Annotated in this window: 9 protein-coding genes and 1 CRISPR repeat array; all 9 genes read left to right on the top strand. The window is 51.2% G+C overall.

Going from position 1 to position 11701, the window contains the following annotated elements:
• Positions 1 to 260: 260 nt before the first annotated feature.
• The 9 genes from B2Y11_RS00140 to B2Y11_RS00100 all read left to right on the top strand — a co-directional run bounded on the left by B2Y11_RS00140 (position 261) and on the right by B2Y11_RS00100 (position 11173).
• Positions 261 to 1247: a TIM barrel protein gene (locus B2Y11_RS00140; RefSeq protein ID WP_291054485.1), complete on the top strand. Its 987-nt coding sequence runs from the start codon at positions 261 to 263 to the stop codon at positions 1245 to 1247.
• A gap of 683 nt (positions 1248 to 1930) precedes the next feature.
• Positions 1931 to 4099, top strand: coding sequence for a CRISPR-associated helicase Cas3' (cas3, locus tag B2Y11_RS00135; protein ID WP_291054482.1), 2169 nt, complete (start codon positions 1931 to 1933; stop codon positions 4097 to 4099).
• 135 nt (positions 4100 to 4234) lie between these two features.
• On the top strand, positions 4235 to 4888 hold the full coding sequence (cas5c, locus tag B2Y11_RS00130; RefSeq protein WP_291054480.1) for a type I-C CRISPR-associated protein Cas5c: 654 nt from the start codon (positions 4235 to 4237) through the stop codon (positions 4886 to 4888).
• Entirely contained in the window at positions 4885 to 6684 is a 1800-nt protein-coding gene (gene cas8c, locus B2Y11_RS00125; protein WP_291054477.1) for a type I-C CRISPR-associated protein Cas8c/Csd1, read from the top strand. The genes cas5c and cas8c overlap by 4 nt, the downstream gene beginning before the upstream one ends.
• A gap of 1 nt (position 6685) precedes the next feature.
• Positions 6686 to 7570, top strand: a complete 885-nt coding sequence (gene cas7c, locus B2Y11_RS00120) for a type I-C CRISPR-associated protein Cas7/Csd2 (RefSeq protein WP_291054474.1) — start codon at positions 6686 to 6688, stop codon at positions 7568 to 7570.
• Positions 7567 to 8235 carry a CRISPR-associated protein Cas4 gene (gene cas4, locus B2Y11_RS00115; RefSeq protein ID WP_291054471.1) on the top strand — a complete coding sequence of 223 codons (669 nt, stop codon included), beginning with the start codon at positions 7567 to 7569 and terminating at the stop codon, positions 8233 to 8235. Before cas7c ends, cas4 begins: the two co-directional genes overlap by 4 nt.
• Complete coding sequence (gene cas1c, locus B2Y11_RS00110) at positions 8232 to 9263, top strand: type I-C CRISPR-associated endonuclease Cas1c (RefSeq protein ID WP_291054468.1); 1032 nt, start codon at positions 8232 to 8234, stop codon at positions 9261 to 9263. Before cas4 ends, cas1c begins: the two co-directional genes overlap by 4 nt.
• Before the next feature lie 4 nt (positions 9264 to 9267).
• Positions 9268 to 9558 (top strand): CRISPR-associated endonuclease Cas2, encoded by a 291-nt coding sequence (cas2, locus tag B2Y11_RS00105; protein WP_291054465.1) that lies wholly within the window; start codon positions 9268 to 9270, stop codon positions 9556 to 9558.
• Between the two features lie 123 nt (positions 9559 to 9681).
• Positions 9682 to 10865: direct repeats of the CRISPR family, unit length 33 nt; unit sequence GTCGCTTCCCCCGCGGGAAGCGTGGATTGAAAT.
• An 83-nt stretch (positions 10866 to 10948) separates the two neighbouring features.
• Positions 10949 to 11173, top strand: coding sequence for a hypothetical protein (locus tag B2Y11_RS00100; RefSeq protein WP_291054462.1), 225 nt, complete (start codon positions 10949 to 10951; stop codon positions 11171 to 11173).
• The last annotated feature ends 528 nt before the right edge of the window (positions 11174 to 11701 follow it).

The following is an 11701-nucleotide window of genomic DNA, read 5'->3' as shown; positions in this document are numbered from 1 at the left end:
TGAATTAATCAGTGCTTCCTTAAAGATAGAGAGGCCCATTCTGCTACCCCGCAAGCGGTGGGACAATAAGTGAGGGGGAGGGAACCCTTTGCACCCTCGCGCCACAGGCGTGTCCATGAACCTTTTCCTCACAACCCTTCTACACAACCTTTCTATACAACCTGCGGCGTCAGCCGCGCCCCCGTTCGCCCAAAGGGCGAACCTTCCGTCTCTCCTCCCATGTGCTATAGTATAGAAAAGCATTACAAAGGAGGGATACCTTGAAACAGGCAGTCAGTCATTACATCATGCCCGGCGAGCGGGCGGGGGACATGGAAAAAATCATAAAGAAACTCCATCTGGACGGCATTGAGAACCTGGTTTACGGCACCGAGCCCGCCCCTCATCCGGCGGCGGGCCTTACCCTGGGCTGCCATCTGGCTTACTGGCCGGACTGGATGGATTTCTATCTGGGAAAGAAAAATTTCTACGAAAAAGATTTCCCCACAAGAAAATCCCTCATAAACACCTTCGGCGGAGTGACGGTGGAAGACTGGATAGAGAAAATCCGCAGGAACATCCGCGCCGCCCTGGCGGAACAGCCGGAGTACCTGGTGTGGCACGTGGCCCACTGCTCCCTGGACGAAATATGGACACGCCGCTTCCGTTACACCGACAGGGACGTGCTGAAAGCGGCGGCAGAAGTGTACAGCGCCCTGGCCTCTGAGATCCCGCCAACGGTGAAAGTGCTCTTTGAAAACATCTTCTGGCCCGGCCTCTATACCCTGGAGCCGGAGGAAGTGGACTATTTCTTCCGCCTCCTCCCTGGGAACAACGTAGGCATCATGCTGGATACGGGCCATCTCATGAACACCTGTCCCGATCTGGAAATCGAAACCCAGGGCGTCCGCTATGTATGTGACGTGGTAAGCCGCCTGGGCTCCCTGAAATCCCTCATCCAGGGCATCCACCTCAGCTGCTCCCTCTCCGGCGCCTACCGGAAAAGCCTCTCCGACACCATTCCCACCCCTGTGACGCCGGACATCATCAGCCGCCACATCACCGCCATAGACCAGCACCGCCCCTTCGCCGACGACGCGGCCAGGGAAATCATAGACACCGTGGAGCCTCTCTACGTAACCCACGAACTCTTCGGCCGTGACTTCTCCATACCGGAAAAGGAAGTGGAAAAGCAGATGAAAGCCGCCGGCCTGTGGCCTGTCTCTGGGCTTCCACAGGAAGAGAAAGCGGACTGCTTTGGGAAATAGTATAATAGAGAAAAATGATGGGGTATGAAAACATAACGCCATCATACGGTAAGCGCGAGCCCCAAGTGCCCAAAGGAGAAAAGCATGAAATCCGCTTGTACAGGAACTCTCAAAATCCCGGTTCGCGGAAACCATGCTGATTCGTGCGGCCATCAGGGGACAGCTTGACCCTGCGGTCGCTTCCCTTGCGGGAAGCGTGGATTGAAAACGCCAATTAACGATGTGAATGAGCACTCCCCTAGTCGCTTCCCTTGCGGGAAGCGTGGATTGAAATCGAGTACAGTCAGAAGATTTCGGACGTGGAAACCGTCGCTTCCCTTGCGGGAAGCGTGGATTGAAATTGCTGCGGCGGGTGTAGAGAAAGGTATTTCAAAGTCGCTTCCCTTGCGGGAAGCGTGGATTGAAATTATATGAGGAGGGATAAAACTTCCTGAAGTACGGCAGATAGGCCTTTATGAGGTAAGGCTTGAGTAATCTGTGGGGCTTCGGGAAGTTTTTGTTGTGGCGAAGGAATAGGGAAGCGATTTTGTTTGTACAGAATGATTAGATTTTGATTATTTTTTTATATTGCGTTTGTCGGTGACAAGGGCTGTCATAGTAAAGAGTATAATAAGAAATAGATAAACCATATGCCAATGCATTGGAGTAAATCACAGGTTGTTTATGGACATCAGGGGGACAGCATGGACGAATTTATCGGGCATTTGGATGAAGAACGTATTCAGCGGCTGGAAGATCATCTGGCGGAGACGGCAAGGCTGGCGGGGCTGTTTGCAGAGCCTTTCGGCATGAAGGATGCAGGCGTACTTTTGGGGAAGAATCATGATTTGGGAAAGTACAGTTCTTCGTTTCAGGCATATATAAGAGGGAAGAAGAAACGGGGCGGCGATCATTCCACGGCGGGAGCCCGGTTTCTGTGGGATCATCAGAAGGAGCTGGGGCCGGCAGCCCTGGCAGGGGCTTTCTGTATTGCCGGTCATCATGCAGGGCTTCCTGACGGCGGGACGCGGATGAATACCTGCGAGGAGTCCACCTTGTGGGGCCGCATGAAGAGGGAAATACCGGAGTATGAGGAAATCGCAGCCCGTGGTTCTCTCCTGCCGGCGGTGTCTGCGGCCGCTTTTCAGAAAGTGATGAGGAATCCGGCAGATGGGATGATGCTGGTGCGAATGCTGTTTTCCTGTCTGGTGGACGCTGATTTCCTGGATACGGAATCTTTCATGTCCCATGAGGCGAAGGAAAGAGGAAGGTTCCGGCCTGTTCCGGAGCTGGCGGAACGGTTTTTCAGGGAGCTGGACAGCCGGGGGTATACAAGGCCGAAGAACCGGCTCAATGAGAAACGGTATGAAATCCTTTCCCGCTGCATGGAGAAGGGAGAAGAGGCTCCGGGGCTTTATACATTGACCGTTCCCACCGGCGGCGGGAAGACGATTTCATCCATGGCTTTTGCCATGAAGCAGGCTGTGAAGTATCACAAGAGACGGATTATTTATGTCATTCCCTATGTGTCCATCATTGAACAGACGGCGGAAATATTTAAGGATTTTTTGGGAAAGGCTGATGTGCTGGAGAGCCACAGCAATGTGGACTATGACGATATGGAAGAGTCCATGGCAGGGCGGATGAAGCTGGCGGCGGAAAACTGGGATGCTCCCGTCATAGTCACTACCAATGAGCAGTTCTGGGAATCTCTTTATGGAAACCGGACATCCAAATGCCGCAAACTGCACAATATAGCAGACAGTGTCATCGTTTTTGATGAGGCTCAGATGATGCCTCTGGATTTTCTGACCCCCTGCCTGAAGGCACTGGAAGAGCTGGTGAGACGGTACGGCGTCAGTGCGGTTCTCTGCAGCGCCACCCAGCCGGAGCTTTCGCAGTATCTGTCCATGAAGCCTGAAGAAATCATGGAGAATATACCGGATATGTATCAGTTCTTTAACCGGGTGTCCTACCGGTTTGACGGAGACAGAACCTATGAAGAGATTGCCGGTGCCATGCAGAAGACGCCACAGGCCCTGTGCATTGCGTCCACTAAAAAAGAGGCTTTGGAAATATACCGCTGCCTGGAAGGAAATGACAGTTTCTACCTGTCCACCAATCTGTGCCCGGTGCACAGGAAAAGGGTGATCGCTGAAATCAAGAGGCGGCTGGCCGGGAACCTTCCCTGCCGTGTCGTGTCGACCAGCATCATTTCCGTGGGTGTGGATGTGGATTTCCCTGTGGCCTATCTGGAATATACGGGCCTTGACAGCCTGATCCAGGGGGCGGGGCGGTGCAACCGGGAAGGAAAGCGGCAGTCGGCCGACAGTATAGTTTATATTTTCCGTACAGAGAAGGAAACCAAAAGCCGCTTTATGAAAAAAGAAAAGCAGGTGACGGAACTCACTCTGGCACGCTGCGGAGCCGGTCATATGGCGGAGCCTGCATCTATCCGGTCCTATTATGAGAACTGGTATAAGAATAATGAAGGAAATATGGACAGAATGGACATTATGGGTGACACGAAGAAACTGGCTTTTCGGGATATCGGAATGAAGTTCAAGCTGATCCGGGACAACACCCGGTCTGTATTTATCCCTCTGGATGACCGGGCCAGGGAAATCCTGCGCCAGCTGCAGCAGGGAATCCGTACCAGAGATCTTATGAGAGAAGCGGGGCAGTATATTGTAAATGTCAATTATTACAAAGACAGCCATAGTCCCTCTCCCTTTACCCTTCTGATGAACCAGGGGGCTATTGCCTGGTTTGAAGGGGATTCCCAGCTGGCTTATCTCACAGATTCAGGAGCCTATGATGATAAAATCGGACTGAAGGCAGAGGAAAAGGAAGGCGTAGGAATTATGTGGTAAAAAAAACGGCCATTGTGAAGGCTTCTAAAATTTTTCTTTTAAGGGGTATAAATTTCCTGTTATCTGTAATAGCAGATATATATCCGTTTAAAAGATATAATAATACCAAAAGGTTTTCTTTGAAAGGAGGATACTATGGCTTATGGTGTGAAGATTGAATGCTGGGGACCCTATGCCTGCTTCACCAGGCCGGAGATGAAGGTAGAGCGAGTTTCTTATGACGTGATGACTCCATCGGCGGCCCGGGGACTGGTGGAGGCCATTTTCTGGCATCCCGGCTTGAAATATGTAATTGATGAGATTGACCTGCTCAGTCCGATTCGTTACACGAATATCCGGCGGAACGAGGTGAAGTCAAAAATCCTGGCCTCCTCTGCTGCTAGTGCGGCCAAGGCCCATAAGGAAACATATCTCTGTACGAAGGCGGATATCCAGCAGCGGGCGGCAGAAGTTTTAAAAGATGTGAAATACTGCATCCATGTTCACTTTGAAATGACAGACAGAGCCAATGCCAGCGACAATCCGGGCAAGTTCAGGGAGATGCTCTGCCGTCGGGCCCGAAAGGGGCAGTGTTATCACCAGCCCTATCTGGGATGCCGGGAATTTCCGGCGGGATTCCGGCTGGTGGAGGATGATGAGCCTGTGGTGCCTTACCCGGAAACCAGGGACCTGGGATATATGCTCTACGATATGGATTTCTCTGACCGGCAGCATATTATTCCTGAATTCTTCCATGCCAGGCTGGAGAAGGGTGTTATGGATCTCCGGAACTGCGAGGTGCACAGATGATACTTCAATCGCTGGTACATTTATATGACGAATTAAGCCGGCAGGGGAAGGTGGCCAGGGAAGGCTGGGGAATCGCCAAAGTCAGCCACCGCCTGGTTCTTGATGAGGAAGGCGGTCTTATCGGTATCGTTTCAGCCCGGAAGAAAGTACTCCGGGGGAAAAAGGAGAAAGAAATCCCATCGGATATGATGGTGCCGCTTCCAGTCATTCGGGCTTCCGGCGTAAAGGCCAATTTCCTCTGTGACAATTCCAGTTATCTTCTGGGGGTAGACAATAAAGGAAAGCCGGAGAGGACGAAGGAGTGCTTTGAGGCGGCAAGAGCCCTTCATCATCAGATTCTTGACGGGTGCCATTCAGCAGAGGCTAGAGCCATCCTTTCCTATTTTGACCACTGGGATGCAGCCGGAGCCAGAGACAATCCTCTGGTTCAAACCAATCTGGAGGATATTCTGGGCGGTTCCAATTTCCTTTTCCATGTGGGAAATAAGGACGTTTCAGACATCCCGGAAATCCGCGATGCCTGGGAACGGTACTACCGTTCCGGCAGCGGAGAAGAGGACACCATCAAAGGACAGTGCCTCATTACCGGAAAAAAGGACATGCCCATTGCCACGCTCCATCCTAAAATCAAGGGTGTCCTCGGTGCACAGAGCAGCGGGGCCAATCTGGTTTCCTTCAATGCGCCTGCCTTCTGCTCCTACGGTTATGATGGAGAGCAGGGACAAAACGCGCCGGTCAGTGAAGAAGCGGCCAATGCCTATGGGGCGGCCCTGAATTTTCTCCTGGCTGACAGAACCCATGCCAAAGTGATGGGGGACACCACGGTGGTGTACTGGTCGGAGCATGGGGAAGAGGCGTACCAGGATGGATTCCTTGGCATGATGGGTGATGAAGGCGGACTGACAGATGAGGAACTGGACGATGTATTGGCCCATATGAAAGAGGGGCGGTCCTCAGACATCGGCGGCATTTCCGTGAGTCCCGACGAACCTTTCTATATTCTGGGGCTGGCGCCTAATGCAGCCCGTATCTCCGTCCGCTTCTTCCTGCGAAATACCTTCGGCGATATTTTGAAGAATTTAGCGGCTCATGAAGAAAGAATGAAAATTGTTCATTCGTCTTTGGAAAAAGAGAGAATCCCTCTATATTGGATTTTAAAGGCGATGGATAATCCTGACTGTCGTAAGGAATCAGCTCCTTCAACGTTTTGGGCAGGGAAGCTTACAAATGCGATTTTAATAAATGGATATTATCCAGAGGCAGTTTATAAAAATATTATGAGGAGGGTATTTTTGTGCCATGAAAAATCATCAGGTGGTGGAAAAAACAAAGAGAAAAAAATAGATTATATAAAGGCATCATTTATTAAAGCTTATCTTTTAAAAAATTGTGGAATGAAGTGGGAGGGAAAAATCCAAATGGCAGTGAATGAAAATTGTAATGACATTTCCTATGTACTGGGACGGCTCTTCTCCGTGCTGGAAAATATCCAGCTGAGCGCCAATCACGGCATCAACAGTACCATCAAGGACAGGTATTTTAACTCTGCCTGCGCTACGCCTGCAGCGGTATTTCCGTTGCTCTGGAAACTGACCAATGCCCATCTGGGAAAACTGGACCAGCCCAAAGCGGCCTATTTCAAGAAAAAACTGGGCATGCTCATGGATAAAATCGCCATGCCCGATACAGGAACCCCGCTGCCCCATCGGCTGACATTGGACGAACAGGGCGCTTTCGTCCTTGGCTACTACCAGGAAACCCAGGCAAGATATGCAGGAAAAAAGGAGGAAAAATAAGATGGCAGAAGCAATTCACAACCGGTACGATTTCGTTATTCTCTTTGATGTGACCAATGGGAATCCCAACGGCGACCCCGATGCAGGCAATCTTCCCCGGGCGGACCCGGAAACAGGATTGGGCCTTGTTACCGATGTATGCCTGAAGAGGAAAATCCGCAACTACGTGGAAGCCGCCAAAGAAGGAGAGGCGGGATACCGCATTTACATCAAGGAAAACGTGCCCCTGGAACAGAGCGATAAGGAAGCGCTGGACTACATCGGTATCAGCGACATTAAGGATGTCAAGAAAAAAGACCCCGAAGCAGATGTGAAAATCCGGAATTTCATGTGCTCCAATTTCTATGACATCCGCACCTTCGGCGCAGTTATGACGACCTTTGTGAAGGGAGCCCTGAACTGCGGACAGGTGCGGGGACCGGTGCAGATTGGTTTTGCCAGAAGCATGGATCCCATCGCGCCGCAGGAGGTCACCATTACCCGCGTAGCCATTACGACAACAAAAGATGCCCAGAACAAGGCTACGGAAATGGGCCGCAAGTTCATCGTTCCCTACGCCCTGTACCAGGCAGAGGGTTACGTATCAGCCAATCTGGCCAGAAAGACCACCGGCTTCTCCGACGAAGACCTGGCGCTTCTCTGGAAAGCCATTATCAATATGTTTGAAAATGATCACTCCGCAGCCAGAGGAAATATGGCAGTCCGTGAGCTTATCGTGTTCAGGCATGACAGTGAACTGGGAAATGCGCCATCCTACAAACTTTTCGAAAGAATCCATGTGCAGAAGAAAGACGCCGGCCGGGTGCCAAGATCCTATGATGATTATGAAGTAACCGTAGATACGGATAACCTGCCCCAGGGTGTGACCTGCCAGCGCATGATATGAGCTATCGGGAAGAAGATTACCTCATGATTTCCGGCATCCAGCACTTCGTCTTCTGCCGCCGCCAGTGGGCACTTATCCATGTGGAACAGCAGTGGGCGGAAAACAGGCTTACCGCAGAAGGGGAAGTGATGCACCGGAATGCCCACAAAGACAGCTTTGTGGAAAAGCGGCCGGGGATTCTTGTCACCAGAGGGCTCCGGGTATCCTCCTCCCGGCTCGGCATGACAGGCCAATGCGATGTGGTGGAATTTCTTTCCTCTGAAAACGGTGCCGTCATACAGGGACACCGGGGCCTCTGGGATGTGGTACCGGTGGAGTACAAACGGGGGAAAGACAAGAATGATGACTCCGATATGTGCCAGCTTTGCCTGGAAGCAATGTGCCTGGAAGAAATGATGGGCTGCTCCATTCCCTTCGGCTATATCTTCTATAATGAAATACGGCGGAGGAGGAAAGTGGAGCTCACCCCTGCACTCCGGGACAGAGTAACAAAGGCTGCGGCGGAAATGCATGACTATTTCCGCCGGGGATATACGCCCAAAGTCAAGACATCGAAGAAGTGTCAGTCCTGCTCAATGAAAGACCTGTGCATTCCCAAACTGTGCAGAAACAGGTCAGCCCGGGACTATCTGGAACAGGCGCTGAAGGACGGAGAAAACCTATGAGAAAACTGCTGAACACCCTCTTTGTCACATCCGATGACCTCTATCTTTCCCTGGAAAACGGAAACATTGAAGCCTGGAAGGGGAAGGAAAAGGCAGCGCAGATACCGCTCATCAATCTGGAAAATATCCTTGACTTCAGCCATAAGGGCGCCAGCCCTGCGCTTCTCGGCGAATGTGTCAAACGGGGCATTGGCTTCTGCTTTCTCACGCCCAATGGCCGGTTTCTGGCAAGGGCCTGCGGCGTGGCGGAAGGTAATATCTTCCTGCGTAAAGAACAATACAGGATATCTGATGACGAAGAAAAAAGCCTTATCATCGCCAGGGCTATGATTACAGGGAAAATTCTCAACGCCCGGTCAGTGCTTATGAGAGCCCTCAGAGATCATCCGTTAAGTGTGGATAAGGATTTATTTCGCAGTCACATCAAAGAACTGCAGAATGCAGCCGCCTGCGCCGCCCAGGCCTCCGGGTTGGACGAACTGCGGGGCATCGAAGGCAATGGAGCCCAGAGCTACTTCTCCCTTCTGGACAGCCTGATTCTTCAGGACAAGAAACATTTCTATTTCCGGGGAAGAAACAAAAGACCGCCACTGGACCGCATGAATGCCATCCTGTCCTTTACCTATACCATCCTGGCCCATGACTGCGCCTCCGCCCTGGAGGCAGCGGGCCTGGATCCCTATGCCGGCTTTCTCCACCGGGACCGCCCCGGCAGAGACTCCCTGGCCCTGGATCTGATGGAAGAACTTCGCAGCGTCTATGCCGACCGCTTTGCTCTTACCCTGGTGAACAACCGTATCCTTTCCTCCAAAAACTTTGAAATCAAAGGAGACGGAGCCGTCTGGCTCAATGGAGAGGGAAGAAAAATCCTTCTGAACCAGTGGCAGGAAAGGAAAAGAGATACCATTACCCACCCATTCCTGCAGGAAAAAATGGCCTGGGGCCTTATTCCCTACGTGCAGGCCCTTCTGCTGGCTCGATACATCCGGCATGATTTGGACGGCTATCCGCCATTCTTCTGGAAGTGATACCATGCTCCTCCTTGTAACCTATGACGTGAATACTACCACCGCCGCAGGACGGAAAAGACTCCGACAGGTAGCTAAATGCTGCACGGCCCACGGCCAGAGGGTACAGAACTCCGTCTTTGAATGCAGTGTGGATGAAGCCCAGGCAGTGGCTCTCAGAGCCAGGCTCAAAGAACTGATTGATGAAAAAGCGGACAGCCTCCGCTTCTACAACCTGGGAAACCACTATCAAAACAAAATTATTCATATTGGAGCTAAGAAAGGATACGATCCCAATGACACCATGATTTTATAAGCGCGAACCCCAAGCGCCCAAAAGAAAAAGGCATGAAATTTGCCGATGCCGGAACCCCAGAAATCCCGGTTCGCGGAAACCATGCCGGCTTGTGCGGTCATCAGGGGACAGCTTGACCGTACTGTCGCTTCCCCCGCGGGAAGCGTGGATTGAAATGTCGGGCGGAACTTCTCGCCGCCCAGAGCCCATGCGTCGCTTCCCCCGCGGGAAGCGTGGATTGAAATCTGGCGCTGGTTGTAAAGCTGTTCTTCCTTGCGATGTCGCTTCCCCCGCGGGAAGCGTGGATTGAAATCTTGGCAATCTGCTCCAGATAAGGGTCCAGTGCCGTCGCTTCCCCCGCGGGAAGCGTGGATTGAAATATAAATAGGAATGTTAGTGGCGGGCTTCGCCTTGCGTCGCTTCCCCCGCGGGAAGCGTGGATTGAAATCACGACGATGCCATTGGAAAGCGCCACATGGAGATTGTCGCTTCCCCCGCGGGAAGCGTGGATTGAAATTTCTTCATTCGGCAGTAAGCTTTTATGCCTTCCACCAGGTCGCTTCCCCCGCGGGAAGCGTGGATTGAAATATCGATATTTGGGCAGAAGATAGGAAAAAAGCAAGTCGCTTCCCCCGCGGGAAGCGTGGATTGAAATCTTTTCGACGGCCGCAATGGCTTCCTTTTGGTACGGTCGCTTCCCCCGCGGGAAGCGTGGATTGAAATACCTCCATCTGATTGTGAATCTTGTTGCTATCATGTCGCTTCCCCCGCGGGAAGCGTGGATTGAAATGGGGTTATTGTCAACCACATGCCACGTCCGTGGCATGTCGCTTCCCCCGCGGGAAGCGTGGATTGAAATCCGCATTTTCCTGAATCTTTTCGGACATGCCTTTGTCGCTTCCCCCGCGGGAAGCGTGGATTGAAATATCCATTACTGTGAAATCGTTATCACAGAAAATGGGTCGCTTCCCCCGCGGGAAGCGTGGATTGAAATCCTGGGCAGTCACCACGGCTACCCCGAGAGATGAGTCGCTTCCCCCGCGGGAAGCGTGGATTGAAATACACAACGGTTGAGGGCATGATTACCACCACCGTGTCGCTTCCCTCGCGGGAAGCGTGGATTGAAATTGCAAGACTTTGCAAAACTGGAAAGCTCTGGTTGTCGCTTCCCTCGCGGGAAGCGTGGATTGAAATCACGCTGGCCAATAGTTACCAGGCCAGCATGTCAGTCGCTTCCCTCGCGGGAAGCGTGGATTGAAATTTCAAGCAGTTTCTTGAGATTCATTTTTAACCTCGTCGCTTCCCTCGCGGGAAGCGTGGATTGAAATCACAGATGACGAAGAGTATATGCACCTAATTATAATATTAATAGTTATGGCGTAAGGAGGGCGGAGAGATGGAGATTCATTTCATGAGTAAAGAAGAAAACGAAGCAAGAGATGCATTCGAGATGGTCCAAGACGAGTACATTCAGAAATTTGGAGAGGATTCTCTTGATACGGTTATTTTGATGAATCCTTTAACTAGCGACGTAAAAGAAATCCAAGAGGCTGCGAAGAGATTGCGGTCAGCTATAAAATCAGGGAAACCGCTTCCACAGGCTAACCGGGAAATATTTGAACATATTGAATTTTAAAAAATTGATAAAACCATGATTACAGAGATTTAGATTACGGGGAAATAAATACCTTTAAAGCTGCCTGCAATGGCGCATGCAGCACTTTAGTCCTTGCTCCCCTGCATCTATTATGGTAGTCACTGTCTATTTTATGCAGGGGAGAGGAGGGACGTCGTTTCCCCCCGCGGGAAGCGTGGATTGAAATCTTTTCCAAGACCAGGCAAGGCGTGAAGTCGCCAAAGTTACTTTTCTCGCGGAAAGGTGTGGGGTGAAATTGCAGGCATGTATTTGTCTGGCCGCATTTTCACATTTTCTATTCGTGCGCTGATAGCGGCTGCATAGGGGAAAATTTACATGGAAATCGCTATTCTTGGTGACGAAGAATGGGGAGCACAGTTGAAGTATACGGAGGCAGAAAAAAGAATATGAATAAAAATTGGGGGTCTCTTGAGTGAGTCAATTCAGGAAAATGGATGGGAATGGATGCTAAGGAAGCACTGATTAATTCATAGAGTCTGCTTTTATAAGAATTTTTATGCACTGCTT

It is taken from the genome of Dialister sp. UBA1703, from assembly GCA_002320515.1.
Lineage (GTDB): Bacteria > Bacillota > Negativicutes > Veillonellales > Dialisteraceae > Dialister.
Note: the sequence above shows the minus strand (reverse complement) of the source record. Positions and strands in the feature narration are given on the sequence as shown.